Source organism: Shewanella sp. 10N.286.52.C2, from assembly GCF_002874545.1.
Lineage (GTDB): Bacteria > Pseudomonadota > Gammaproteobacteria > Enterobacterales > Shewanellaceae > Shewanella.
The window spans coordinates 57,387-82,466 of record NZ_MCTV01000005.1 but is presented as its reverse complement, the minus strand read 5'-3'; the positions used below and the strand labels follow the sequence as shown (position 1 = coordinate 82,466).

Sequence of the window (25,080 nt, the reverse complement as noted above, 5' to 3'; positions counted from 1 at the left end):
TAGTCGAGAGACAAGTGTACGCAGAAACTCAAAATGATATCACTCGTCTTGTTGTACGAAGTGCACAATTACTTCTAGCCTATGGCGCTGAGTCTGATCTTGTTGAAGAGATCAGTCAGCGCTTAGGTAAAGCGCTGGGTCTTGCCAGCGTTGAACTTTCAATTTCCTCCAACTCCCTTGTACTGACCAGTTTAGTCCATGGCCGCTGTATAACTACAACCCGACGCATTCGAGAGCATGGCATCAATATGAAGGTGGTGTGCGAAGTACAACGCATTTGCCTCTTGGCAGAGCGCGGAGTGTGCAATGCCAAACAAGTTAAACGCCGCTTAGAGATCATTGAGCCTAAGAGTTATCCGGCAAAATATTTGATCCCGATGATTGGGCTATCTTGTGCGAGTTTTTGTCACTTGTTTGGTGGTGATATTACCGCGTGTCTTATTACATTCTGTGCTTCAGCTATTGGTATGTCAGTGCGATTATCATTAGTCAAAAAGCACTTTAATGCACTCATTATCTTTGCCATTACCGCTTTTATCACCACAATCATTGCCCAAATCGGCTTCATCACTGATTTAACCTCAACCCCTAAAACCCCAATGGCTGCCAGTGTGCTGATGTTAGTGCCCGGTTTTCCGTTAATTAATGCGATATCAGATATGGTTAAAGGCCATATGAATGTGGGTATATCTCGCTGGGGCCACGCGACACTCTTAACACTGGCTACTGTCATTGGGATTACACTTTCAATGGCATTGGGTGGGATTTTGTTTATATGAATCTTATTTTAGAATTGCTGCATGATGGACTTTTTTCAGCAATACCAGCGCTAGGCTTTGCGATGTTGTTTAATGTCCCGAAGCGATACTTACCTTTTTGTGCGGTAGCTGGCGCCATAGGGCATAGTTCAAGAAGCCTACTTATGCATTTTGATATGCCCATAGAGTGGGCGACATTTGCAGCTGCAGCCATCGTTGGTATTATTACGATACGCTTTGCTAAGCGTCACCTCGCGCCGCCGCTAATGTATGCTGTTGCAGCTATCATACCCATGGTACCGGGTACCTATGCATACAATACCTTGATAGCTTTGGTACAACTGAGTGTTCAAGAGCAAGTCAGCAGTGATTTAACTTCGATAGTCATTCTTAATGGCCTGAAAACCGTATTCATTCTTGGGGCATTATCAGTCGGCTTAGCAATGCCCTCATTAGTGTATTATCGAACCAGACCTATTATTTAACCCCCGTTTTAGCATCAAATAAGGATTTTTATATGCGCATCGCGATGATAGCCGCCATGGCCAATAATCGTGTCATTGGTAAAGATAATAAAATGCCTTGGCACTTACCTGAAGATTTAAAGCATTTTAAGGCGATGACCTTAGGTAAGCCTGTGGTGATGGGGCGTAAAACCTTTGAATCTATTGGTAGACCGCTTCCAGGTAGACATAATATTGTCATCAGCCGCCAAGCAGATTATCACATTGAAGGCGTTTCATGTGTGAGTTCATTTGAGCAAGCTAAACAACTTGTTACAGATTGTGATGAATTAGTTGTCATTGGTGGTGGGCAGCTCTATAAAGAAATTTTACCGCTGGCCGATATATTATATCTAACCTTCATTGAGCTAACTGTTGATGGCGATACTTTTTTCCCCGAGTGGGATGATGATAGCTGGACGTTACAAGATAAGGTTAATCAGGTTAATGCAGCACAATTGCAATATAGCTTTAACACTTTTGTGAAAAAATGTTAAATTACAAGCTGTTTTACCCTGAATAGAGGTTTACCCTTGATGGTAAGCTGAAAATAATAATACCTACAAAGGAGTATCGGATGCGTTTAATGCCTGTGGCCGTCGCCGTCCTAATTGCAGCATCTTCAGTTTCAACCCCAGCAGTCGCTGATACCGATCAACTTGTGGCAAGTATTTGTGATTACGTTAAATCGAATGATAAAAATCGACTACGTAAAAAACTCAAAGAAAGTCGTGTTAAATTACGTAATATCTATACCGGTGTTTCTTGTGATGGCGCAAGCTTATTAAGAACCGCTTATAATGCAAATTCATTTGAAGTGGGTGAGTACATCGCTAAACGTCTTCCTGCTGGTGATTTAAGTTCACCAGAAGCCGACGGGAAAAGCATTCTTGATTGGGCTAATAGCAATGGCCATAGTGGTAGTGCTATTACTGCTGCAGTTCAAGATCGCATTAATAGTGGTGAGTAAAGCGCATTGATTAATTTGGTGATAGCAATTGTGAATTATCAAATATAATCTTATGCATAAATAAAGTTGATAGCTTTGACTGCCAAAACCGCCTTAGGGCGGTTTTTTGTTGCTTATGGTTTTTATTGCCGCAAATCATTGCTAAGTCATGGCGCTATTAGGCTTTAAAGGCAATAAAAAAGGCTCTAAAGAGCCTTTTCTACATTTAGATACTGTGAGTCGTTAAACTTTAAATTCCTTCACAGAGCTTTGTAGCTCTTCAGACAGCATTGCTACTTGCTGACTTGATTGTGCTGTTTGATCTGCGCCTATGGCGGTTTCTTCTGAAATAGCAGCAATGTGCTCTAGCATTTCAGAGACTTGCTGACTGACCAAGTTTTGCTCTTGAGCGGCTTGGGCAATGTGATTACCAGAGTCGTAAGCTTTATGTACTGACTGACTAATGGTTTCTAAGGCCAAGTTAGCTTGTTCTGTTTTATCGACACAGCTGGTTGCTTGTGTGCGGCCTAATTCCATGACCGTCACTGCTTGTTGTGCACCTTGTTGTAACACTTCAATCATTTGCTGAATTTCGCTAGTCGATTCTTGGGTTCTAGAAGCAAGACTGCGCACTTCATCGGCGACAACAGCAAAACCACGGCCTTGCTCACCCGCGCGGGCAGCTTCAATCGCAGCGTTTAATGCCAGTAAGTTAGTTTGCTCTGCAATACCACGAATTACATCAAGAATAGAGCCGATTGATGCGCTATCAGTATGGACCTTATTGATCACCACGCCCGCTTTAGCGACTTCTTCTGCTAATGCCAAAATAGTGACTTTGTTTTCTTCAGCAAGTGTGCGCATATGCTGAGTTTCTTGATCGGCTTGCTTAATTTGTTCAAGGGCTTGATCGGCGCTCATTGAAACTTGTTGGGCGCTAGAGCTTAGCTCAGTAGTTGCGGTGGCCACTTGATCCACTTGATTTTTTTGCTCTTGAATACCAGATGTAGTTTGGGTGGTTATTGCTGACGTTTCTTCTGCTGCAGCAGCTAATTGATTCGAACGGTCTAAAATGCCGACAATTAAATTACTTAAGCTATCGACTAGGCTGTTACAGTTTTTAGCCAATAGGGCAAATTCATCGTGACCAGTATCATCTAATTTATGAGTTAAATCTCCAGAGGCAAGAATATTTAGCGCCTGGTTTACTTTTTCTAATGAGCGAGTTAATGGTTTCACTACGGCGTAACTGACGATAATTGCCACCACAATGGCCAGAATAACTACCAGCATTGTTTGTATAGTAGCCGAATCGATATTTTTAATTGCATCGTCACTTATTTTAGCTGTGAAGTTTTCAATTTTATTAGCTAGCTCGTTCATTCTAGCATTAACGTCTAAACGGTCTTTATCGGTTGCAGCTAACATTTCGGCAGCGGTTTGATCATGCTTTAGTTGCTGGCCTTTCAAGGTAACTATGGAGTTATTACCTGTCACTAGGGCAAATACAGCATCACTTTCTACGTTTAAATCATTAAGAGTGCTATCGCTAATAATACCGCGGCCTTGTAAGTTGATATGCTCAATCTTTGTGCGGGTATCGTTGAGCATGTACTCTAGCTCATTCACTATTACTTCATATTTAGCGTTTTCTTTAGCGGCAACTAAATCATAAATGGTGGTAATAATATTGATGAAATTACTATCAACGACTCCCGCTGCAGCTGCAATACTTTGTTTAGTGGTATCTTCACTCAACTCTAGATCTATCAGGTCTAATAAAATCGATGATGCATCATCTGCGCTGTCTTCTAAATTATCTCGAAGTTGTAATAGTTGTTCATGTTTTAATAATGCATTTTCATGCTCTATTAGCATTAAAGCGCTATTTCTTTCAAAATTATGGTAGCTGTTTTTAAGCTGAGAAAGGTTACTGGAAAACTCTTGTCTACCAGAAATTAACCCAGTCAAGATATTGAGTTTTTTGTTAAATTCCACTGATTCAGTGTTTATATTTTTTTTGACTGCTGGAATTTGAGCTGATTGATCAGTGTAGTAACCGAATAGAATGTGAATTTGCTGGGCGCTTAAGTTTTGCGTTAATTCACCGGTAGCAGTAAGGGCAGGCAAACTAACTTGTTGTAAGGTGCTAGTACTGCCCTTGATGCTATTGTTGGTGAGCAAAGACACGCCACCTAAAACTATCAAAAGGAGAGTCACAACGGTAAAACCGCCAATCACTCTGGTGGCAACATTAATTTTCATAGCATACTCCGGCTGTTATTATTTTATCCCGAATTTATCTCTTTGATCACTCAGGGCTGTATGATCATTGGAGATCCAATAACTGTATCGGCTTTGTTACTGGAAAGTTTAATTATTTATTTATGATTTTATTTTGTGCTGTTGTATTTTTTCGTTGGTTTCTAAATGCCATAGGGTTAAATGCTCTCCCCAGCAACATCCTGTATCCAGTGCTTGCATATTAGGTTGGTTAACCACGCCCATTAACGCCGCCCAATGACCAAATACCAAAGTGTGGCTTTGTTTTAACGGGGAGTTGAATTCGAACCAAGGCGTGAGTTGTGGTGGTTTGTCTTGAATGGGGGATTTACATTTAAAGTCTAAACTGCCATCAGCAAACAAATAGCGCATTCGCGTTAGGGCATTGATGCAATATCGCAGTCTTGGCAAGCCTATGGCTGTACTGTCCCAGCGCTCTGCATCATCGGTGTACATTTTTGCAATTAGTGAATCGATATAATCATCTTGCTGTAATGCTTGGCTCACCGCATTAGCTTCTGTGAGTAAGGTCGCTAAGTCCCACTGCGGTGGAATGCCTGCATGGCTCATGATGATATTGTGGGAGGGCAGTGTCTGCACCAAGGGTTGCTTTCTTATCCAAGTAATTAAGTCGGGTAAATCATCAGCGCTTAGCAATTCAGCAAGCTTATCTTTGGGGTTGGGTCTTTTAATGTTGCCGTTAAGGGCTAATAGATGCAGGTCGTGATTACCCAAAGATATTTTGGCACTGGCCTCTAATGATTTTAAATAGCGTAAAGTTTGTAAGGAGCCATTACCTCTGGCGACTAAATCGCCGACAGCCCATAGTTCATCCTTTGAAGGGTTAAAGTCCACTTTAGCGAGGATCAGTTGTAATTCTTCAAAACAGCCTTGTATATCGCCAACAAAATAATGTGCCATAGGATTATTGTAGAATCCCTGGGACGGCTAATCTAAATGTTGGGATTGCAGCTTTAAAAGCTTCACCTTGGGCGCTGCTCATGCCGTATGAGCCTTCCATAAAGCCAACGGGTGTTTCTAATACTGTGCCACTTGAGTATTGGTAAGCTGTATTAGGCTCGATAGTCGGTGTTTCTCCGACCACGCCAGGGCCTTGCACTTCACTTTTTTCACCGTTTGAGTCAGTAATAATCCAGTGGCGATCTTTGAGTGTCACTGCAATGTCGCTCAGATTAATGATGGTAATGGTATAACTGAATAAATATTTTGATTCTGCTGCTGATGACTGCTCTTCTAAATAGTTAGTCTCAACTTTTATTTTAATTTTGGGGGCTACAGAGGACATTAAACTTCCTAAAAACGAAAGGGCACTTTCAATGAAAAGTGCCCTTAGAATTATAGATTTTTATCGCAAACTAAATTTGCAAGTGCCACATACTGCTCGACAGTTATTTGCTCCGGTCGAAGAGTCGAATCAATGTTCAGCGCGCTGAACTCATCATCTGTTATCATGTGCTTTAAGTTATTCCGTAGTGTTTTACGGCGCATATTAAAGGCTGTGGTACATAGATGACGTAAAACGGTGACATCTTTACACGGGAATGGTTTTACATCGTATGGCAACAAACGTACCACTGCAGAGTCGACCTTTGGCGCCGGAGTAAAGCTTTGTGGCGGCACTTCAAGTACAGGTACCACTTTACAGTAGTACTGCGCCATCACAGTTAGGCGGCCGTAAGCTTTAGTGCCTGGACTTGCAGAAAGGCGCAAAACCACTTCTTTTTGTAGCATAAAGTGCATGGTTTCAATTATTTCAGCGAACTCAAATAAGTGAAACATTAACGGCGTTGAGATGTTGTACGGTAAATTACCAAATACTTTCATCTTTTTGCCGTCTTGTTGCAACTGGCTAAAGTCGAAGTTCAGTGCATCACCCTGATTGATATTAAGCTTATGCTTTAATACTGGGTGGTTTTCTAAACGCTCGACTAAGTCTCTATCTAATTCGACTACAGTTAAGCAATCAACTGATTCAGCAACAGGTTCAGTTAATGCGCCAAGGCCTGGGCCAATTTCAACCATAACATGGTCATTATCTGGCGAGATGGCGCCCACGATCCGACTGATCACACTTTCATCAGTTAAAAAGTTTTGTCCAAAACGTTTTCTGGCCGTGTGGCCTAAATGTACTTTATTGCTCATTAAAATTTAACTACTTACTTTTGAGGCCAATTCAATGGCTTTATTTAATGCACAGGTAAAACTACCACTATCAGCTTCACCGGTTCCGGCTAGCTCTAAAGCTGTGCCATGATCGACAGAGGTTCTGATATACGGAAGACCTAAGGTAATGTTAACCGATTTTCCAAAACCTAAAGATTTAAGTACTGGAAGTCCTTGGTCATGATACATAGCAAGAACCACATCTGCTTCTTGTAAGTATTTAGGCTGGAATAAAGTATCTGCAGGTAATGGACCTACAATATCAATACCTTGCTCTCTAAGTTCATTCAGGGCAGGGATCATGATATCGATCTCTTCTCGGCCTAAGTGTCCATCTTCACCAGCATGCGGATTAAGGCCGCAGACGAATATTTTAGGTGAAGTAATGCCAAACTTTTGCACTAACTCACTGTGCAAGATTTGTATTATATGATGTAAACGCTCGCGTGTAATGGCTTTTGCAACATAAGCCAGTGGAATGTGGGTGGTCATTAACGCCACCTGCAGACCTGGCGCTGCCAGCATCATTACCACATCTTGGCAATTTGCTTGTAATGCAAAAAATTCAGTATGGCCGCTAAAAGGTATACCCGCTTGATTAATAATGCCTTTATGAACAGGGCCCGTTACCACAGCTTCAAATTCATTGGTCATGTTTTTCTCACCCGCATAACGCAAGGTGTCGACCACATATTCACTGTTAAGCTCATTTAATTTGCCGCATTCAACTTCTGCAGCAAGAGTAAATGGCGCAATGGTTAAGGTGCCAGCTTCCTGAGCCTTAGCAGGTAACGTTGGCTGGTAAGGTCTTAATGTCAGCGGCAAGCCAAGCATTTTTGCTCGGCTAGTTAATAATTCTGGGTCGGCGCAAACAACTAACTCAGCAGGCCATGGCTGCTGAGCAAGTTTAATAACAAGATCTGGGCCGATACTCGCCGGTTCACCCGGCGTAATCGCAATACGTATTGTCATTAAGTTAGCTTAACCTCGAGTACTCTCAGGTTCAAAAACTTCAATATAGGCTTCTGAACGCATTTCATCTAACCAGTTTTGTAGCTCTTCATTGAACTTACGACGATAAATCAACTGGTGAGCACGATTGCTATTAAACTGAGCAGTAGCATCAGTTTTACGTTTTTCTTCAAGTTGAACGATGTGCCATCCATGGGTTGTTCTAAAGGGTTCACTATACTCATTAATTTCTAAGCTTGATAATGTTTGAGCAAACTCAGGTACATATACAGTCGGTTCTGCCCAGCCTAATTCACCACCTTTTGCCCCAGAACCAGGATCTTCAGAGTATTGGCGGGCAAGTGCTGCAAAATCAGCTTCGCCTGAACGAACTTGAGCTAAAAAGCTTTCTAGCATTGCTTTAGCACGATCTTCTGAAAGGATCGGTGATGGTTTTAGCAGAATATGTCGTGATCTTACTTCATTGATTTCTTTGGTTTGCAGGCCGCGAGCGTCCATGATTTTAATAATATGGAAACCTGAGGCACTTTTAATTGGGCCAATGACATCACCAGTTTTAGCGTCAGTTACTACCTCAGCAAACAAGGTTGGCATTTCGTTCACGCTCATGTAATCCCAGATACCACCTTCAAGCGCTTTAGGCCCTGATGAAGATGCGATAGCTGTGCGGCGAAAATCTTCACCTTCATTTAAGCGGTCTAATACGATATTCGCCCGTTTGCTCGATGCTTCTAGTTGTTCACTGCTTGGGTTATTTGGCACTTCAATTAAGATATGTCCAACTTGGAACTCGACATCTTTTAAACCTTGCTCTTGGATCATTTTAACTAAGTTACTGATCTCTTGAGGTGAGACTTGAATACGACGCTGAACTTGAATACGTTGGATTTCACCTAGGGTGATTTCTTCACGTAATTGCTCACGGTATTGCGCATAGCTCATGCCTTCGCTTTCAATTTGTTGTTGCATTTGAGAAACCGTTAGCTTTTGCTCTTTAGCAATATTCTCAATGGTTTGATCAAGCTGTAGGTCACCAATAGATAGACCAATACGTTCTGCCATTTGTAATTGCAAGTGAGTCAAAATTAAACGTTCAATAACTTGAGTGCGAAGTGCATTATCTGACGGTAAGCCTTGGCCTGCTTTTAGCGCATTGGCTTTTACCGACGCCACCATATGAGTGATTTCACTTTCAAGAATAATACCCTCATTAATTTGTACTGATACGCGGTCGAGGGGAACTGGCGCCGCGATGGTTACTTGGCTCATTGCCAAAGTAAATAAAGCAAAAATCATTTTCTTACAGTGTTTCATCCACGAAATCCTTGGCACTTTTAGTTTTAATTGCAGTGGAATATATACCACATACAGTGTTGTTATCTTTTATTAGGACTGTTTGTTTTCCAGTAGGTTCAGCAATCTACCACAAATGATGGCTAATTCCTCAAGTAAAGTGGTTTACGATAGTTAAATAATCCGTCATCAAGCATGTCTTCGACACCTAGGGGGCCAGAACCACCTAAGCCTTTAATGATAAAGTTAAGGTATACACCACTTTCAAACTCTTCTCGGGTATCTAAACTTGGATTTAAATCATCATCGTAATTAGTTTTAATGCGGTAATGGTAACTTAAGCGCAATGCCCAGCAGCAAGATTCGTATTGGACACCGGTATAGGTTTCAATATTTCTTGATTCATTTAAGTCGTAATAAAAGTTACCGACAAAATATAAATCATCACTTATTGGCCATGAGGTGCGCATGCCTATTTGAGATATGTTCACTCTGTCATTAGTGTTGGTGTTAAGCAAATCAGGCACATAGCGATAGCTAAACTGTAATAATTTGTCATTACTGGGCCTAAAATCTAAGGTGACTTCACTTTTCTTATTCTCACCGTTTTCAGTATCAAATTGCACAGCACCACTAATAAACCAATCTTGATACATATTGGCATCGATTTCAGCGGCAAGCACAGAGGTTGATGCGTCCGCTTCTATGTCGTTGTAACTATTTATTTTACTATCTTCAATAAACACAATTTGACCTATGCTGAATTTAAATTTTTCAACATTGGACTCATCAAAGAGGCGCGTTGTAACCCCTAAGGTTATTTGATTGGTGTCTGCAATTCTATCTAAACCAGAAAAGCGGCGGTCTCTAAATAAGCCAAAGTAATCTTCTTGTAACTGGGCAGTATCATAAATCCCAATATTAGATTGGTCTTCGTAGCCGACATATAAATATTGAAATTGTGGCTCTAAGGTTTGTTTGTAATTACTGCCAAGCATGGCTAACTGACGTTCAAAATTAATTTGACCGTGAATTCGCACTTGAGGAATGGTTCGGTTAACCGTGTCATCCAGTTCATCATTGCTGTTATTGTTGTCTTGCCAGTATTGGGTTTGCAGTAATTTAACTTCACTGGTCACAGAACCTGCAGGCCCCTGTATCGGCCAGCTTATACTTGGCTCCATATGAAAACGTGTCGCCGTGGCATAGTCATTTTCTGTATGTTGAAAATTGGTTAGCTCAGAATTGAATTTAAAATCTAACCCATTCCAAAAATCATTAGTCTGATAGTTAAAGTTCAGCTGAGGCATAACCTGATAAGGGCTCTCTTCTTCGCCGAGAACTTTAATGTCTTGTACCCGCATGCCGAGGTTCCAATCTCGTTCAAAGTAGCTAATTTCACCAATACGTGAAAGCTGATTATCCGTTGATCGATTAACATCAGAACTGAGATCATTGAAATAGTTATTGTCTGAGACATCTGTAAAGTTAGCTTGTACACGCCAATTGTCATTTATTGCGCCTTGATGGCGCCAATGGTACAGATAGCGGTCAGGGCTATTATCTAACTTGTCGTCATTAGCAAGGAATTCAAAGTTGAATTGACCATTTTGTTGTTCACCGGCTAAGTATCGAAATTCTGTTTTACTGTAAAACCCACGGGCTGACATATAGGTTGGGGTAAAGGTTAAGTCGTATTCTGGGGCGATATTCCAATAATAAGGCACACTGACTTCAACGCCATTGGTGGTACTGGTGCTAAAACTGGGAAATAAGAAGCCTGACTTTCTTTTATCTGAAACCGGAATGGTCATATAGGGGATGTACATAATCGGTACATCGGCTATGCGTAATTTAGCATCCCAGATCTCACCCCATTCTTCACTGCTGTCGATGCGTATTTCTTTGGCTTCAAGGCGCCAAGAGTTATCGCCAGGGGGGCAGGTGGTGAAATTGGTGTTACTGAGCTCTAAATTGTTTTGTTCGGTAATTTTTAATTGCTGAGCATCGCCGTTAATTTGTTGGCCATTAAGCCAATACTTAGCCCCAGTAAGGGTGGCGCTGTTGGTCAGCATTTGCGCATTTAATGAATCTGCGGTTACGGTAAATTGCTCATCACTGAAAATCAGATTGCCATTAGCATCTAATTGTTCATTTTTTTGATCTAAGATGGCTTCGTCAGCACTGATATGGCGACTACCTTGGCTGAAACTGACATTACCAGAAAAATGGGCTTTATCGCCCATGGCTGCTTCAGAGCGATCGGAAATAATGACAATATCTTCAGCTGAAATATTGCTAATGCTATCACGGTCGTTTATTGACGGTGAAACGGGGGCCTGCACTGCACACTGAAGCTGAGCCTCTTCAATTTCAGGAGACTCTTGTGCCAAGACTAGGTTTGGTAACAGGCTTAATGCCAGGAAATAACGGATCTGCATGTTAATAATTGATTATGAATTCTTAGTCTAGACAAAATGAATTGAAAAAAGAGCCACAGCTAACATTTTATCTTTAGCTGTTTCCAAATGTTATGTTGGCTATAATAAAGCAATTTTTACATAAGAGCCATTGAGATGAGTTTATCTGATACAAGATTTATTTTACTGAGTAAGTGGTTAAGTCAACATTTCAACACAGATATCACCCCAACACTCATTTGTGGTGATGCCAGTTTTCGTCGTTATTTTCGCGTTCAGCATTTAGCAAATACGTATATCGTCTCTGATTCGCCTATTGAACTGGTACCTATAGCGCCCTTTATTGAGCTAGCAGCTGCATACGCACAATCAGGATTAAAGGTACCTGAAGTTATAGCACAAGATGATATTAACGGCTTTGTATTGCAGTCAGATTTAGGCGATGAGCAACTCATAACACGCTTGAATGACCAATCTGTGATTGATTTTTATCAGCAAGCGTTAGGGTTATTGCCGCAAGTGGCACAGGTTAAGTCCACCATTAAGGGGGATTTACCGCAATACGATGCCGCTTTTGTGCAGCGAGAGTTAGCCATTTTTACCGAGTGGCTGTTATCGAAGCATTTGCAATTAACCCTGAGTGAAGATGAGCATGGCATTATCGAGAATGCTTTTGGGGTGTTAACCGCCAATGCAATTGAGCAGCCTAGTGTCGGAATGCACCGTGATTTTCATTGCCGCAATATTCTCATAAATCAGCAACAATTAGCCTTAATTGATTTTCAAGATGCGGTGATTGGCCCTGTTACCTATGATGCGGTGTCATTACTGCGAGACTGTTATGTGAGATGGCCAGATGCTGTGGTTAATCAGCTTCAAATGGATCATTTTAATTTATGTATTCAGCATGGATTAATTGATGATGGTGTAAGCTTTAGCCAATATCAGCGCTGGTTTGATTTAATGGGAATGCAGCGCCACATAAAAGCCGCCGGCATTTTTGTACGGCTGAATTTGCGTGATGGCAAAGCCGGTTATTTGAAGGATATTCCACTTACCCTTAGTTACATCGTTGATATTGCCGCTTTATACCCAGAGCTACAAGACTTTGGTCAATGGTTGCAACAAAAGGTGCTAACGCATTTTACTGCAGATGCGACAGATCAATGATATTCGTGCGGCTACCGTTAATATACACAGATAAGCTTAACCTTATGGACATTAAAATATGAAAGCCATGATTTTGGCTGCGGGTCGTGGTGAGCGATTACGACCGCTTACAGATTCACTTCCCAAACCTTTGGTTGCAGCAGCGGGTAAACCGCTAATTGTTTACCATTTAGAAAAGTTAGCCGCCGCTGGTATCAAAGAAGTTGTCATCAACCATGCTTGGTTAGGGCATAAATTAGTACAAGCGCTAGGCAATGGCAGTCAGTGGGGGCTCACTATTAACTATAGTGCTGAAGAGAACGCCTTAGAAACTGCTGGCGGTATTAAACAAGCCCTAAGCCTATTAGGTGACGAAGCTTTTTTGGTTATCAATGGCGATATATATATCGATGAACTGCCTGATATCACCCAGGCAATGGCGCAATTAAAAGCAGAACCCGCATTAGAGGCTTTTTTATGGTTAGTTGATAATCCTCAGCATAACCCAGAAGGTGATTTTGCGATTATTGGAGCGCAATTAGCGCAAGCTGGTGCCAATAAGCTAACCTATTCAGGCATGGGGATTTATCATCCCAAAATGTTTGCTGACATTGGCGCTGGTAAGCAAGCCTTAGGGCCATTATTACGTCACAAAATGGCTGATAAAAAGATTATCGGTAGTCGTACCAGTACTTACTGGTGTGATGTAGGTACCATTGAGCGGTTAGACTTGTTAACAAACTACTTGGCAACAGGCACCATATCGGCAGAAACGTAAATTGTAAGCAAGCCGCAGTAAGCACATGACGACATGTGCCATAAATAACCAGTCGACATAGACAGTGATGAGCTCAGCAGTAAGACAAATTAACAACAGGAAGATGAATGCGTATTTGGGGTAAGGTTTTCGGTTTTATTATCGGCTACATGTTTGGTAAAGGTTTCGGCGCCCTATTAGGGCTTTGGCTTGGGCATATGTACGATAAACGCAGTGGTTTTGCCGAGATGCTGCGTAAGGGGCATCAGCGTCAAGCTGAGTTTTTTAATACAACCTTTACAGTTATGGGCCATGTTGCCAAAGCTTCTGGCCATGTGACGGATGTGGATATTCGTATTGCCACTATGCTGATGGATCAAATGAAGTTAACTGGCGATGCAAGACGTGATGCGCAAACAGCATTTAGAAATGGACGCGATGCCAATTTCGACTTAGTCAAAACCCTGCGCGAATTTCGAGTGATGACCCAAGGTCGCCGTGAAATATTACAAATGTTTCTTGAAATTCAAATTCAAACCGCACTGTCTGATGGCGAATTACATAGCAAAGAAAAGCAGATTTTATCAACCATAGCCAAAGAGTTAGGGTTAGGCCAAGCTCATTTGGATGCGCTACTTAATCGTTGGCAGGCAGAGTTTCACCATCATCAAACGGCTAATGGCAGCCACATGCAGCTTGAAGACGCTTATTCACTATTGGGTAAGCAGGAGTCTTCCAGCGACCAAGAAATCAAACGTGCTTATCGAAAACTCATGAATGAGCATCATCCAGATAAACTGGTCGCTAAAGGTTTGCCAGAAGAAATGATGGAGCTGGCAAAAAGTAAAGCTCAAGACATTCAATCTGCTTATGAAACAGTTAAAACATCTCGAGGAATGAAATAAGCGCAGGGGTGGTAAACACAATAATCATCATTAAGAAGTGATGTTAAAGGGAGTTTTCTATGCAATATAAAGCGACTGTGAGTCTAGTAAGTTTGGCGTTGTTAGCAACCTCTGTTCAAGCTGAGGTGTTTGTTGCTCCTTTTGGCGGTTATAGTTTTGGCAGTACAGAATTTGACATTGGCGATCTGAATAGTCAGCAAACAGATAAGCTAAAAATAACCGAATCTGAGCATTATGGCTTTATGGCAGGAGTCACGACCAAAGACCCAGGTAATATCTACTTTCTGTATAGCACGCAAAAAACTGATTTGAGAAGCAATGCTTTTAGTGCGGATGTCTTTACTGATCTTGATGTTGATTATTTCCATGTCGGTGGAAGTTTATTTTTCCCCAATGGCCGCGTTAAACCTTACGTTACCGTCACTGCCGGTGTCACGCACATGCGACCGAGCAATGACTTTTCAACTGAAACCCGTTTTTCAATGGGATTTGGCGGCGGCGTAGCCTATGACATTACCTCTCAAGTGGCCTTATTTGCCGATGTAAGAGGCTACGCTACATTCGTTAACTCAAACAATAGCTTTTTCTGCGGCCCCAATGAATGTGTGTGGAATATTTCTGCCGATATCATGTGGCAAGGGCAGGGCAATATTGGTTTAGAGGTTAAATTTTAATTAGGTGACCGAACATGAAAATTGTTGTACTTGATGGCCATACATTAAATCCGGGTGATTTAGATTGGTCATCGTTAGCTGCGCTGGGTGAGCTTAGCGTTTATGAACACACTATGGCGGCAGATATTATCTCCCGTAGCAAAGATGCCGATATAATTTTAACCAATAAAGCGGTAATCAATGCTGAGGTGATAAGCCAATGTCCACAGCTTAAATACATAGGTGTGACGGCAACAGGTACCAATGTGGTTGATATCGCAGCGGCTAGCGCGCAGCAGATAGTTGTAACCAATGTGCCTGCTTATGGCCCTGATGCTGTGGCGCAAATGGTATTTGCTTTAATACTGCAACATACCCAGCAGGTGGATTTACATGATAAAGCAGTAAAAAAAGGTCAGTGGAGTCAATCAAGAGACTTTTGTTTTACGCTTTCATCTTTAGTATCACTTAAAGGCAAAACTATGGGGGTTGTTGGCTATGGTGATATTGGTCAACAAGTGGCAAGGTTAGCGCTGGCATTTAATATGAATGTGTTAATTAACACATCGACACCCAAAACGGATTTACCTGCAGGTGTTCAATGGCAGACGCTCAATAAGTTATTAAGCCAGTCAGATATCGTGTCGTTGCATTGTCCGCTTAATCAAGCCACTGATAAAATGATCAATGCTCAAAGTCTTGAGTTGTTTAAGCCTAACGCTTTATTGGTTAATACCGCTCGAGGCGGTTTAGTGGATGAAGTAGCATTGGCAGATGCGTTAAATGACAACCGCCTTAGCGCTGCACTTGATGTGCTTTCAAGCGAGCCGCCAATGGCTGATAACCCGTTATTAGCGGCTAAAAATACCATTATTACCCCTCACATCGCTTGGGCAACAACAGAGGCAAGGCAAAATCTGTTAAATATTGCCGTGGATAATGTGGCGCAATTTTTAAAAAACAGCCCATGTAATCAGGTTACTTAGCCAGAAAAACAAATAAGGATATTTGTGCAATATGAGTTTATGGAAAGCGCTTTACGATGTATTTGAAAAAGAGCATGCGCGGGTTGAGAAGCATAAAGGCCAGCAACGCGCGCTGTTATTTGAAATTGAAGCCAATATCAATTTTATCGCTGTAGGGCTAAAACAGGGTCTTAGTGCTGATCAAATCGTGGCAGGAATTGATGTCGATGTGTTTAAGCAATCAATGATACAAGGTTATGACTTTAATCGTTTAACTGCTAATAGCTTATTGGCCAAGGCCATTATTGATTACCCTGAGTTTGATAAATATATCGGTAAAAGCTCTGATGAGCTGGTTGCCAATGTTTACGGTAAAATATTTGTTTTGCAAAAGTTGATGATAGCGGGGCGTTTCGAGCAAGGTGGTAAACTTAAATCCTTATTAAGGATGTTAATTTTAGTGTTATTTCATTTGCAAGGTAGAGCACTGCCTAAAAGAAAAAGCAGCTAACTGCTTCATAAGCCCTTCAAGGTGATGTTAATACCACATCGAATTTATCCAATAAAAAGCCTAACCTTAGTACTTTATGTGCTTGAGGTTAGGCGTTTATGTCTACAGCGAGCAATCATTAACCTAGGTCACAAAGCGTAATTATGACGTGGTAATAGGCGAGTTATCATAGTGTAAAGCTAAAATATAACCTTAACTTTTGCCGCCGATGCTATGGCTTTCGTTATGGCATTATCAATATTGTTATCACGGGCTAAGGCAACACCCAGACGGCGTCTACCATCAATATCAGGTTTACCAAACAGCTTAATTTGGGTATCCGTTTGCACTAATGCTTCAGCAACGCCTTGATAGCGAATATTTTCAGACTTTCCTTCAGCCAGAATAACCGCAGAGGCACTTGCGCCATGTTGCTTAATTTCGGTAATAGGCAGGCCTAAAATAGCCCGAACATGCAAAGCAAACTCAGATAAATCTTGGCTGATAAGCGTGACTAAACCAGTATCATGGGGTCTTGGTGATACTTCTGAAAAGTAAACATCATCACCTTTGATAAACAGCTCAACACCGAATAAACCATAGCCGCCTAACGCGGTTACTACTTGCTCACCAATTTGCTGCGCTTTGGTAAGTGCAGCTGCTGACATTGCTTGAGGCTGCCAAGACTCACGGTAATCACCGTCTTCTTGTCTGTGGCCAATGGCATCACAATAATGAATGCCATTGACAGCACTAATGGTCAGCAAGGTGATTTCATAATCAAAATCAATAAAGCCTTCCACAATCACTCGCCCACCACCCGCGCGGCCACCTTCTTGAGCGTATTGCCAAGCTTGTTCAATTTGCGCATTGGTTTTTATCACGCTTTGACCTTTACCTGATGAACTCATTACAGGTTTAACCACACAGGGCTGACCAATTTGCTCAATTGCGGCAGTAAACTCAGCGAATGTATCGCAAAAGAAATAAGGCGATGTTGGAATACCTAAGGTTTCAGCGGCTAGGCGGCGAATGCCTTCTCTATCCATGGTTAACTGAGTCGCTTTAGCTGTTGGAATGATATTGATGCCGCCTTTTTCTAACTCAACTAGGGTTTGAGTAGCGATAGCTTCAATTTCTGGGATCACTAGATGCGGTTGTTCTAATTCAATAACGTCTCGTAATGCTTTTTCGTCCAACATGTTTACCACATGAAAACGATGTGCAATTTGCATGGCTGGAGCATTAGGGTAGCGATCTACGCCAATAACTTCGATGCCAAAGCGTTGTAATTCGATAGCGACTTCTTTACCAAGCTCACCACAACCTAGCAGCATGGCTTTAACTGCACCGTCAGTTTCAGCGGTACCAAAGGTGAAAGGGACATTGTTATTCATTATTTAACCTTGTAGGGGGAAAAAATAGCCGAGGCAGTTTACCTTTTATTCGTATTTGATTGATTAGCTAAACCGATAAGTGTGTAAAAGATCACGTGAAAACTCTTATTTTTATAGCGAATAAAGCACTTTAATTGGTTATTTTAGCTATTGCCTTGTGTTATCTTGAGGTTGCCAGTTTGTTGATTTTGGTTGTTATTTCTTTTGCTTTGATTGTGATAGGAGTGTCATATGTTTTTGGATTATTTTGCTCTAGGACTGCTGTTTTTTGTAGCATTAGTTATTTTTTACGGTGTTATCGCGATTCATGATATCCCCTATGAAATTGCTAAAAAGCGTAATCACCCACAGCAGGATGCTTTGCATATCGCTGGTTGGGTCAGTTTATTTACCCTACACGCTATTTGGCCATTCTTATGGATTTGGGCAACCTTATACCGCGAAGATAGAGGCTGGGGCTTTAGTGATGGTAAGAAGCGAGAGCTTATGTTGGAAGGTGAAGTGAAAGAATTGTTAGATAAGGTTAATGACCTAAATGAGCGTTTAATCTCTATTGAGTCGCCATCGGAACAAGCAAGTGTCACCGATGCTGTTAAACCTCAACCGCAGCCAGAACAAGGAGCGTAGCGATGGATCTGTTACTGATATTAACCTATACCGCTTTATGTGTGGCGATATTCAAAATTTTTAAAATCCCACTCAACAAATGGACTGTGCCAACGGCGGTGTTAGGCGGAATAGTATTAATTGGTACTTTATTAGTACTGATGAACTATAACCATCCTTATACTAAGTTTGCCCGTGAATATTTCGTTTCGATCCCAATCAATCCTGCAGTAAAAGGCTTAGTGGTTGAAGTCAATGTTAAGCCCAATGTTCCTGTCAAAAAAGGTGAAGTGCTATTTAGAATCGACCCAACCCCTTTCATTGCTGTCGTTAAACAAAAAGAAGCGGCACTGGAAGATGCACTGCAAGCCGTGCCACAATTAAAAGCCTCATGGGATAGTGCGATTGCCCGCGCAGCGCAAGCAGAGGCTAATCGTGACAGAACCAAATCTGCCTTTGAGCGTTATGATGAAGGTCGCCGTAAAGGTGGTAGAAACTCGCCATTTTCTGAAATTGAGTTAGATAATAAACGCCAATCATATTTAGCAGCAGAAGCTGCTTTTAAATCGGCGTTAGCGGAAGAAATCCGTTTTAGACTGGCATTTGAGTCAAACATCGACGGGGTAAATACTGATGTAGCTGTGGTTAAAGCCGAACTTGATGCCGCTATCTTTAATTTAGAACAAACCGAAGTGAAAGCACCAGTTGATGGCATAGTCACTCAAATGGCGTTGCGTCCGGGGGTGATGGCTGTGCCTATTCCGCTGCGACCCACTATGACATTTATACCTGATGAAGACCGCTACTTTGCTGGTGCATTTTGGCAAAATTCATTACTGCGCTTAAAAGAAGGTGATGAAGCGGAAATTATCCTTGATGCTATGCCTGGCCAAGTACATAAAGGTAAAGTCGTTAAGGTATTACCTGCAATGTCAGAAGGTGAGCTGCAATTTGGCGGTGCGCTGCGCTCTTCAAATGAGTTATTTAAGCGTGGCCGGGTGTTAGTATTAATCGAGTTAGCTGACGATGAACTACGCACCAGCTTGCCTGCAGGTGTAGCTGGGCAAGCGGCAATTTATACCGAGCATTTCACTCATGTTTCGATTATTCGTAAAGTGTTATTGCGGATGCAAGGTTGGCTCAATTATCTGTTTGCTGAAGGGCATTAGTGATAATGTGATTATTCTTTTATAAAAAAGTCCGCGATTGCGGACTTTTTATTTTAGCAACTTATAAAGAATAAGATTAATTGTTATTTTACAGCAGCCTGAGGCGGGAACTGAGCCAGAATGGTATTAATGGTTTTGGTCGTTTCAGTGACTTTTTCATTACCACCAGATTCAAAGTCATATTCATCAGTGCCGCGCCAGATGAGTCGGTTATCTTTTAAATCTATAATATCAATTTGAATCACTTGGATTTTAGCGCTGTCACTGCCGATGGGGATTCCCATGCTAGTACCAATCCCAATACCACCATTACTGCCACTAGTACCAGTACCTAGACCAATAGAAAGCCCTGAGCTTTTTGGTTTGTCCTTGGTTAAAAAGGCGTAGCTGACGCCAAAGTCACCAGTTATGTCATTACCAGTGGCTTCACCACTCACGGCTAAGTCATTTTCTACTTGCTCGATAAAGTTTTTGGCTAATAAATTGGCACGTATACTGGCTCTGATCCGCTCGGCGCTAAGTTGATCCCCTTGATTTGACACTTCAATAAAATGAAATCGTTTTAACTGACTAAAGTCATATTTGGTATCAAAGTCTGACTTTCCTGTGGTGCTTTGGCAGGCGCTTAATCCTAGTAGAAGTAACATTGTAAATAACGCACGAAATAGCATAAGTGGCTCCGGTTAATCAATGAATCTGTTTGTTATAGGATGTTTTCTTGAGCGAATTAATAATCAGCTTAAATCAAAAGCCTGCAGTAAACCAATCTTACACAGAATTCGTCGGTCAAATAACCAGCGCTGAACATGGCTTTTTGGTTAATTAATGCTAAGTTAGAAGCATAAAACTTCAATTTTGTCGGAGAGAAACGTCAGTTAAATATGGAACAGTTAAGTTTTTTTTCCGTCCCAAGTCCTTGCATAGGTGTGTGTCAAACTGATGCGCGCGGATATTGTAATGGCTGTTTGAGAAATCGAGATGAGCGTTTTAACTGGCTGCATTTTTCTGATGCACAAAAGCATAATATTATTCGCTTATGCCAGCAGCGAAAGCGCCGCCGACAATATGCCAAATTTAAAGCCCATCAAATAGCGATAAAACAGCAGCAAGCTCAGGCTAATCCACAATTTGACTTTGATGAACAAACTGATGATGACAACATTGATTTGGCTGATTTTAGCTTAGATTAGTGATTGCAACCTTGTGGTTTTAGGTAGGCTTTAGCTGTAATTAATATTATTGAGTTTGATGTGGTGGGTCTATTACAGCCTGCGCCGCTAACGGCCAATCTCCATTATTTCTATCGTCAGCTTCAGCGTTAAGCTAACCATTGAGATTAATGTGCGCTTTCTGCAGCTAGTTCGCGTTTACTTTTTGGCCACATTAAAGTGAAACAAGTGTTGTCATCATCACTGGTTAATGTGACATCGCCTTTGTGGCGCAACATGATGCGTTTGATAATGGCTAAGCCTAAACCATGGCCTTTATTGCCTTGGTGCTGTGACTTACTGCGATAAAAAGGCTCAAATAATCTTTCATGATCTTCTTCAGGGATCGCGGGACCATCATTAGATACTGTTAGGAGCAGGTGTTGGTCATCTTCAGACAAAGACACAACAATTTCATTATGGGTGTAGCGTTGGGAGTTAGTAACAAGATTTTGAATCGCACGCTCAATCAGCAGTGGTTCTGCCATCACATATAACTCACTATACATATGCTTAAATTTAATCGGTTTATCGCTTAATGGGGTTAAACGCGTGATCAGCTCTTCTGTAATGGACACTAAGCCGCAGCGCTCTAATGTGGGCTCTTGTTGCACTTCTAAGCTGGCATAGGTCAATAGCTCTTGCAGTAAGGTTTCCATTTCTTTGATATCAATTTGCATGTCATCAAGAAATTGCTGGCGTCGTTGCTCATCACTATTGGGCAAACAATATTGTGGTAGTAAGGCTAAAGCAAACTTTAACCGTGCTAGCGGGGTTCTGATTTCGTGTGATACGGCATTAGAGAGGTGTTTTTGGTTTTCAATTAAATCACTGATATGCCGCGCCATGTCATTAAAGGTGTTGGCTAACGGTGCGACTTGAGAGCCGGGATTGAGCTCAATACGGGTATCCCATTTGGCTTCACCAAAGTTTTGCGTGGCTTTTTTAAGGGTTTTGAGATCTTTGGATAATGGCCATACCCAAATTAAGGCGACAAAGGCCAGCATCAAATAAAAGAATATCGTAAAAATATTACGCAGCAACCCGCGGGGATCGATATCTACTGGGCCTGCCATTAACACTTGATCACCCACGGCAATAAATTGCAATTCGTGGCTGCTATCAGTGGTGGTGGTGACTATTTCATTGGCCAAGAATTCGACATTGCCACTTAAAGCAATTTCATCTTTTTCAAATAAAGCTAACGGGTAGGGGTGTTGCTTTTGAATGATTTTAAGCTGCGCTAAGCGCTGCTCTTTAGGTTGCAAAGACAATAATAATGCAAAGGCGATTAATGGCGAGTCAATGTTCTCGTATTCATCGACTTGCTGTTGCCAGAGGCTATCTAATGTCCAGCCTATACCTAAAAAGCTTAAGCTAAGTAATAGGTATAGGCTGATGAAGAGTCTTTTCAAAGTCTTCTATGACCTAATTAGTTATTCCACGCTTCAGGCGCGAATAAATAACCTTGTCCCCAAACAGTTTTTATTCTGAATGGTGTTTCGATACTATCTCCAAGCTTTTTACGTAAGCGAGATATGCGCACATCAATTTTTCTGTCTTTACCATCAAAATCGATATTGAGTAAGTATTGGTAGATGTATTGTCGACTTAATACTTGCCCCGCTTGTGACGCCAGTAACCACAATAATTCAAACTCATGGCTAGTTAAATCAACCTCGGTATTGCCTAAGCGAATCGCTTGGGTATGCGGGTCGATGCTTAACTTACCAAAGCTTAAACAATGAGATTCTGGTTTTGGCGGTTGTGCCTGACGGCGTAATAGGTTGTTTATACGTGCCACTAACAAGCTTGGGTCGACAGGTTTGACAACATAATCATCAGCGCCTAATTCTAGGCCTTTGATTTGGTCTTCTGGAGAGCCAAGCGCACTCATTAACAATATAGGGCCTGAGAAGTAGTCAGGTAATTTTTCACACAGGCTTAATCCATCAAGTCCAGGCAGCATAATATCAAGTAGGATGATATCAGGCTTGTAACTAATCAATCGTGTTAAAACGGTATCGCCACGTCGTTCAACTTCAACGTGCATATCGTGTGATTTTAGGTAGTCCACAATTAAGTTGGCAAGACGAATATCATCTTCTACCAACAGAACTCTATGAGTTGATGGGGGGGTTGCCATTAAAATAAACTCCAAGGATTTCGGTAACGTCTGCGAACTTTAGGTTCGGACATTGTGGTGACTTTTAGGATTACGTCCGCCAATTCATTATTATTATTTTTACTCACCAAGACAAAGTGAATGTCTTTATTGGTTTTTACTGAAAATTGCAATGAATGATCATCAGTAGAATCACTACACCAGCGACTCATTGCTTGATAGTTAGATTCAATACAAATGAGTTGGTCAGTTTTCAGTTGCCAATTTAGCTCAATATCCATCTCGCAATGTTTGTTTTGAGCGTCTTTGAGGCATAAATGAGGCGTAGCCGAAAGCTGTGCTTGCGTTTCAAGCGTATCAGCTTTGACGCAGAAAGCACTAAATATCAGTATTAATATACCGAAAAAGTGATAGAGGTTATATTCTTGTTTACTGAACAAGATTAGAACCTATATGCAGCTCCAATGAAGTAGGAGCGAGAGTAATTTTCATTAATAATTGGACTGTCAATAATTTCATCAGCTAACCGGGTGTAACGTGCCGCTAAAAGTAAATCCCAGCGTTGTGAAAGACTATAACGTGTCGTTAGCTCAATCGCTTTATTCCAGCCAGAACCTGGCTGATATTGCGTGTTCCAGTATAGATTTTCAGTTGATCTAATACCATAGTAATAAGCAATAACTTGCGAACTTTTCCAATCAGCTTCTAATGATAAATCAAAGCGGAATTTATCAAGAGCTAAAGAGTACGACCAACTGGCACTGGCTTCTTGTCCATTATGAACATTAAGTAAATCATGGGCTGCGGTGAGTCTTAATATACCTAATTTGCCGTACCAAAAAAATTCCACACCACCATATACAGTGAAGTGTCTGGTTTCAAGCTCATTTAAAACCTCAGGTTGTGATATACCTCTAGATTCTGTGAGATCCGCTGCAGGGAGTTCAACCGTCTCATCAAAGCTACTGGCTTGGGGTAAAAAAATGTTTGATGGGTCCCAGCGATAAAAGAAAGCACGTTCATCGCTATAACTGCTCGCGAGATTAAGGGTAAAACTTTCTTGCTCTACCAGGGTGTAGCCAAAATTGAAGTTGTCAAAAAACCAGCTTTCACCATAATAGGCGACGGAGGGTATGACATAGATAGGTATATCTTTATAGGTACTTACTGGGTTGGTTTTATTGCCCCAGCCCAAAGCTAGACTGACATCCCATTGACCAACCACAATGCAGTCGCCATCAATTTGACAGGTGTCTTCAGCTTGCGCTGGCTTGATACCAGCAATAACAATGGTAAGTATGAGCAATAATCGATACATCTAAGGCTGCTACCTAATCAATAAAACTTCAATAAACATAATGTTAACATTGTTCATTATTTAGCTACACTGATTTTACCTTAATGATACAAACTGATACTGGTGTGATTAATTTACATTAAGCCGTTTTTAACCAAAGGCGTCACGGCGTTAATTTAATTCTTGCTCAACTGGTTCAGTATTTGATTGTTCAATCTCTAGCGGTGCTTGCCTTTGATAGCCCATTTCAATTAACTGAGCATTGATGCAGTCGGTAATAAATTGCTGTTTTTCGATGGCTTCAATTTGTTCTTCAGCGGCCATATTTTCACAGGCCGCCGTTAATGATTTTACGGTATCCTCAGGGGCTGGTATTCCATTGGCATTGGTATCTGTGCTGAAAAAACTGCAGATAACAAGGCTTACGACAATACTTAAACTTAATGATGGTTTAGTCATAATTGTTCCTCTAAGTGTTAACACGTTATGTAAACAGATGCTTAGTTCATTTTTTTGCGAATAAAATCACTGCAAGTGTCATCTAAGCAGCGCTTAGAAACATAATGCTTGGTTAATTGGGTTGTGAGTAAAAAACCTTGGCTTGTTTCTGCAATGCGATAAACATCATCCCAAGCTAAATGATGATCAATATAAGTCGACTTTGTATGAATACCGTTATCGTCAATGGTTAAATTTACTGGGTTATTCGCTGACTTACTTATTAGTTGCCTCATTAACCACCAAGCGCGATTAAACCTAACTTGCAGTGCTTCAACTGCCCCTAAACCAATAAAGAAGTAAGCAACATAGGGGCTTAACTCGGTGATGGTCATTAAAAATCCAGCGACTAAAAATGCCACAGATTTTAAGTAACGCTTTGGACTGGTATTAATGACAACTGACTCATCGAAGGTTTCTTCAAAATGAGATCGATCTAAAATATATTCAACACTATAGCTATAAGCTGTTGTTTTTGTTTCGCTGGTAGACATGTATC

28 protein-coding genes are annotated in these 25,080 nt (G+C 41.3%); 13 read left to right on the top strand and 15 right to left on the bottom strand.

Annotation, left to right across the window (positions count from 1 at the left end; all coding sequences use genetic code 11):
* Positions 1-14: 14 nt before the first annotated feature.
* The 4 genes from BCU94_RS02860 (at position 15) to BCU94_RS02845 (ending at position 2,231) form a co-directional block, all read left to right on the top strand.
* A complete protein-coding gene (locus BCU94_RS02860; protein ID WP_102438865.1) occupies positions 15-779 on the top strand; it encodes a threonine/serine exporter family protein in 765 nt (254 codons plus the stop codon).
* Positions 776-1,243 carry a threonine/serine exporter family protein gene (locus BCU94_RS02855; RefSeq protein WP_102438863.1) on the top strand — a complete coding sequence of 156 codons (468 nt, stop codon included), beginning with the start codon at positions 776-778 and terminating at the stop codon, positions 1,241-1,243. The genes BCU94_RS02860 and BCU94_RS02855 overlap by 4 nt, the downstream gene beginning before the upstream one ends.
* Before the next feature lie 32 nt (positions 1,244-1,275).
* Positions 1,276-1,758: a type 3 dihydrofolate reductase gene (gene folA / locus BCU94_RS02850; protein ID WP_102475568.1), complete on the top strand. Its 483-nt coding sequence runs from the start codon at positions 1,276-1,278 to the stop codon at positions 1,756-1,758.
* Positions 1,759-1,838: 80 nt separating this feature from the next.
* Positions 1,839-2,231, top strand: coding sequence for a DUF3718 domain-containing protein (locus BCU94_RS02845; RefSeq protein WP_102438859.1), 393 nt, complete (start codon positions 1,839-1,841; stop codon positions 2,229-2,231).
* Between the two features lie 222 nt (positions 2,232-2,453).
* Here the strand turns inward: BCU94_RS02845 and BCU94_RS02840 are convergent, their stop codons facing one another.
* From BCU94_RS02840 to lptD, 7 genes are all read right to left on the bottom strand, one after another.
* Positions 2,454-4,475 (bottom strand): methyl-accepting chemotaxis protein, encoded by a 2,022-nt coding sequence (locus BCU94_RS02840; RefSeq protein WP_102475567.1) that lies wholly within the window; start codon positions 4,473-4,475, stop codon positions 2,454-2,456.
* A 120-nt stretch (positions 4,476-4,595) separates the two neighbouring features.
* Positions 4,596-5,414 carry a symmetrical bis(5'-nucleosyl)-tetraphosphatase gene (locus tag BCU94_RS02835; protein ID WP_102475566.1) on the bottom strand — a complete coding sequence of 273 codons (819 nt, stop codon included), beginning with the start codon at positions 5,412-5,414 and terminating at the stop codon, positions 4,596-4,598.
* Between the two features lie 4 nt (positions 5,415-5,418).
* Positions 5,419-5,799 (bottom strand): Co2+/Mg2+ efflux protein ApaG, encoded by a 381-nt coding sequence (apaG, locus tag BCU94_RS02830; protein WP_102438854.1) that lies wholly within the window; start codon positions 5,797-5,799, stop codon positions 5,419-5,421.
* 50 nt (positions 5,800-5,849) lie between these two features.
* The gene (rsmA, locus tag BCU94_RS02825; protein WP_076541204.1) at positions 5,850-6,656 is read right to left on the bottom strand and encodes a 16S rRNA (adenine(1518)-N(6)/adenine(1519)-N(6))-dimethyltransferase RsmA; all 807 of its coding nucleotides are present in this window, start codon (positions 6,654-6,656) and stop codon (positions 5,850-5,852) included.
* Positions 6,657-6,662: 6 nt separating this feature from the next.
* On the bottom strand, positions 6,663-7,649 hold the full coding sequence (gene pdxA, locus BCU94_RS02820) for a 4-hydroxythreonine-4-phosphate dehydrogenase PdxA (protein ID WP_102438852.1): 987 nt from the start codon (positions 7,647-7,649) through the stop codon (positions 6,663-6,665).
* 9 nt (positions 7,650-7,658) lie between these two features.
* Positions 7,659-8,963, bottom strand: coding sequence for a peptidylprolyl isomerase SurA (gene surA / locus BCU94_RS02815; protein WP_102438850.1), 1,305 nt, complete (start codon positions 8,961-8,963; stop codon positions 7,659-7,661).
* A gap of 122 nt (positions 8,964-9,085) precedes the next feature.
* The gene (lptD, locus tag BCU94_RS02810; protein ID WP_102475565.1) at positions 9,086-11,383 is read right to left on the bottom strand and encodes an LPS assembly protein LptD; all 2,298 of its coding nucleotides are present in this window, start codon (positions 11,381-11,383) and stop codon (positions 9,086-9,088) included.
* 135 nt (positions 11,384-11,518) lie between these two features.
* Between lptD and BCU94_RS02805 the strand changes: the two genes are divergently transcribed.
* The 6 genes from BCU94_RS02805 to BCU94_RS02780 all read left to right on the top strand — a co-directional run bounded on the left by BCU94_RS02805 (position 11,519) and on the right by BCU94_RS02780 (position 16,302).
* Positions 11,519-12,532, top strand: a complete 1,014-nt coding sequence (locus tag BCU94_RS02805; protein ID WP_198590847.1) for a phosphotransferase — start codon at positions 11,519-11,521, stop codon at positions 12,530-12,532.
* Between the two features lie 58 nt (positions 12,533-12,590).
* Positions 12,591-13,289, top strand: coding sequence for an N-acetylmuramate alpha-1-phosphate uridylyltransferase MurU (murU, locus tag BCU94_RS02800; protein ID WP_102475564.1), 699 nt, complete (start codon positions 12,591-12,593; stop codon positions 13,287-13,289).
* A 107-nt stretch (positions 13,290-13,396) separates the two neighbouring features.
* Entirely contained in the window at positions 13,397-14,173 is a 777-nt protein-coding gene (djlA, locus tag BCU94_RS02795) for a co-chaperone DjlA (protein ID WP_076541194.1), read from the top strand.
* A gap of 59 nt (positions 14,174-14,232) precedes the next feature.
* Positions 14,233-14,847: an outer membrane beta-barrel protein gene (locus BCU94_RS02790; RefSeq protein WP_102475563.1), complete on the top strand. Its 615-nt coding sequence runs from the start codon at positions 14,233-14,235 to the stop codon at positions 14,845-14,847.
* Between the two features lie 14 nt (positions 14,848-14,861).
* On the top strand, positions 14,862-15,812 hold the full coding sequence (locus BCU94_RS02785; protein ID WP_102438842.1) for a D-2-hydroxyacid dehydrogenase: 951 nt from the start codon (positions 14,862-14,864) through the stop codon (positions 15,810-15,812).
* 31 nt (positions 15,813-15,843) lie between these two features.
* A complete protein-coding gene (locus tag BCU94_RS02780; RefSeq protein WP_102438840.1) occupies positions 15,844-16,302 on the top strand; it encodes a hypothetical protein in 459 nt (152 codons plus the stop codon).
* A gap of 179 nt (positions 16,303-16,481) precedes the next feature.
* Here BCU94_RS02780 and purT read toward each other — a convergent pair whose 3' ends face one another.
* Entirely contained in the window at positions 16,482-17,678 is a 1,197-nt protein-coding gene (gene purT, locus BCU94_RS02775) for a formate-dependent phosphoribosylglycinamide formyltransferase (protein WP_102438838.1), read from the bottom strand.
* A gap of 231 nt (positions 17,679-17,909) precedes the next feature.
* Here purT and BCU94_RS19720 point away from each other — a divergent pair, with 231 nt between their 5' ends.
* The gene (locus BCU94_RS19720) at positions 17,910-18,305 is read left to right on the top strand and encodes a DUF3302 domain-containing protein (RefSeq protein WP_241900959.1); all 396 of its coding nucleotides are present in this window, start codon (positions 17,910-17,912) and stop codon (positions 18,303-18,305) included.
* A 2-nt stretch (positions 18,306-18,307) separates the two neighbouring features.
* Positions 18,308-19,453 (top strand): HlyD family secretion protein, encoded by a 1,146-nt coding sequence (locus BCU94_RS02765; protein ID WP_102475562.1) that lies wholly within the window; start codon positions 18,308-18,310, stop codon positions 19,451-19,453.
* 83 nt (positions 19,454-19,536) lie between these two features.
* On the opposite strand, the gene BCU94_RS02760 is transcribed toward BCU94_RS02765, so the two are convergent.
* Positions 19,537-20,124: a DUF4136 domain-containing protein gene (locus BCU94_RS02760; RefSeq protein ID WP_102438834.1), complete on the bottom strand. Its 588-nt coding sequence runs from the start codon at positions 20,122-20,124 to the stop codon at positions 19,537-19,539.
* Positions 20,125-20,334: 210 nt separating this feature from the next.
* Between BCU94_RS02760 and BCU94_RS02755 the strand changes: the two genes are divergently transcribed.
* On the top strand, positions 20,335-20,643 hold the full coding sequence (locus tag BCU94_RS02755; RefSeq protein ID WP_102438832.1) for a DUF1289 domain-containing protein: 309 nt from the start codon (positions 20,335-20,337) through the stop codon (positions 20,641-20,643).
* Between the two features lie 146 nt (positions 20,644-20,789).
* On the opposite strand, the gene BCU94_RS02750 is transcribed toward BCU94_RS02755, so the two are convergent.
* The 6 genes from BCU94_RS02750 to BCU94_RS02725 form a co-directional block, all read right to left on the bottom strand.
* Positions 20,790-22,076, bottom strand: a complete 1,287-nt coding sequence (locus BCU94_RS02750) for an ATP-binding protein (RefSeq protein WP_102475561.1) — start codon at positions 22,074-22,076, stop codon at positions 20,790-20,792.
* A 17-nt stretch (positions 22,077-22,093) separates the two neighbouring features.
* Complete coding sequence (locus BCU94_RS02745) at positions 22,094-22,807, bottom strand: winged helix-turn-helix domain-containing protein (protein ID WP_076541172.1); 714 nt, start codon at positions 22,805-22,807, stop codon at positions 22,094-22,096.
* Entirely contained in the window at positions 22,807-23,226 is a 420-nt protein-coding gene (locus BCU94_RS02740; RefSeq protein ID WP_076541170.1) for a DUF3019 domain-containing protein, read from the bottom strand. Before BCU94_RS02740 ends, BCU94_RS02745 begins: the two co-directional genes overlap by 1 nt.
* 2 nt (positions 23,227-23,228) lie before the next feature.
* A complete protein-coding gene (locus BCU94_RS02735; protein ID WP_102475560.1) occupies positions 23,229-24,104 on the bottom strand; it encodes a MipA/OmpV family protein in 876 nt (291 codons plus the stop codon).
* Positions 24,105-24,254: 150 nt separating this feature from the next.
* Positions 24,255-24,542, bottom strand: a complete 288-nt coding sequence (locus BCU94_RS02730; protein WP_102475559.1) for a hypothetical protein — start codon at positions 24,540-24,542, stop codon at positions 24,255-24,257.
* A gap of 41 nt (positions 24,543-24,583) precedes the next feature.
* Positions 24,584-25,075: a YcxB family protein gene (locus tag BCU94_RS02725; protein ID WP_102475558.1), complete on the bottom strand. Its 492-nt coding sequence runs from the start codon at positions 25,073-25,075 to the stop codon at positions 24,584-24,586.
* Positions 25,076-25,080: the final 5 nt, after the last annotated feature.

Coding starts and splice junctions, on each gene's coding strand:
- BCU94_RS02745 (WP_076541172.1), bottom strand. CDS start 22,807: ATGGCAACCCCCCCATCAACTCATAGAGTTCTGTTGGTAGAAGATGAT.
- apaG (WP_102438854.1), bottom strand. CDS start 5,799: ATGTCCTCTGTAGCCCCCAAAATTAAAATAAAAGTTGAGACTAACTAT.
- djlA (WP_076541194.1), top strand. CDS start 13,397: ATGCGTATTTGGGGTAAGGTTTTCGGTTTTATTATCGGCTACATGTTT.
- BCU94_RS02765 (WP_102475562.1), top strand. CDS start 18,308: ATGGATCTGTTACTGATATTAACCTATACCGCTTTATGTGTGGCGATA.
- pdxA (WP_102438852.1), bottom strand. CDS start 7,649: ATGACAATACGTATTGCGATTACGCCGGGTGAACCGGCGAGTATCGGC.
- BCU94_RS02805 (WP_198590847.1), top strand. CDS start 11,519: ATGAGTTTATCTGATACAAGATTTATTTTACTGAGTAAGTGGTTAAGT.
- surA (WP_102438850.1), bottom strand. CDS start 8,963: ATGAAACACTGTAAGAAAATGATTTTTGCTTTATTTACTTTGGCAATG.
- murU (WP_102475564.1), top strand. CDS start 12,591: ATGAAAGCCATGATTTTGGCTGCGGGTCGTGGTGAGCGATTACGACCG.
- BCU94_RS02790 (WP_102475563.1), top strand. CDS start 14,233: ATGCAATATAAAGCGACTGTGAGTCTAGTAAGTTTGGCGTTGTTAGCA.
- BCU94_RS02760 (WP_102438834.1), bottom strand. CDS start 20,124: ATGCTATTTCGTGCGTTATTTACAATGTTACTTCTACTAGGATTAAGC.
- BCU94_RS02845 (WP_102438859.1), top strand. CDS start 1,839: ATGCGTTTAATGCCTGTGGCCGTCGCCGTCCTAATTGCAGCATCTTCA.
- BCU94_RS02835 (WP_102475566.1), bottom strand. CDS start 5,414: ATGGCACATTATTTTGTTGGCGATATACAAGGCTGTTTTGAAGAATTA.
- BCU94_RS02735 (WP_102475560.1), bottom strand. CDS start 24,104: ATGTATCGATTATTGCTCATACTTACCATTGTTATTGCTGGTATCAAG.
- BCU94_RS02785 (WP_102438842.1), top strand. CDS start 14,862: ATGAAAATTGTTGTACTTGATGGCCATACATTAAATCCGGGTGATTTA.
- folA (WP_102475568.1), top strand. CDS start 1,276: ATGCGCATCGCGATGATAGCCGCCATGGCCAATAATCGTGTCATTGGT.
- BCU94_RS02730 (WP_102475559.1), bottom strand. CDS start 24,542: ATGACTAAACCATCATTAAGTTTAAGTATTGTCGTAAGCCTTGTTATC.
- rsmA (WP_076541204.1), bottom strand. CDS start 6,656: ATGAGCAATAAAGTACATTTAGGCCACACGGCCAGAAAACGTTTTGGA.
- purT (WP_102438838.1), bottom strand. CDS start 17,678: ATGAATAACAATGTCCCTTTCACCTTTGGTACCGCTGAAACTGACGGT.
- BCU94_RS19720 (WP_241900959.1), top strand. CDS start 17,910: ATGTTTTTGGATTATTTTGCTCTAGGACTGCTGTTTTTTGTAGCATTA.
- BCU94_RS02780 (WP_102438840.1), top strand. CDS start 15,844: ATGAGTTTATGGAAAGCGCTTTACGATGTATTTGAAAAAGAGCATGCG.
- BCU94_RS02840 (WP_102475567.1), bottom strand. CDS start 4,475: ATGAAAATTAATGTTGCCACCAGAGTGATTGGCGGTTTTACCGTTGTG.
- BCU94_RS02855 (WP_102438863.1), top strand. CDS start 776: ATGAATCTTATTTTAGAATTGCTGCATGATGGACTTTTTTCAGCAATA.
- lptD (WP_102475565.1), bottom strand. CDS start 11,383: ATGCAGATCCGTTATTTCCTGGCATTAAGCCTGTTACCAAACCTAGTC.
- BCU94_RS02725 (WP_102475558.1), bottom strand. CDS start 25,075: ATGTCTACCAGCGAAACAAAAACAACAGCTTATAGCTATAGTGTTGAA.
- BCU94_RS02755 (WP_102438832.1), top strand. CDS start 20,335: ATGGAACAGTTAAGTTTTTTTTCCGTCCCAAGTCCTTGCATAGGTGTG.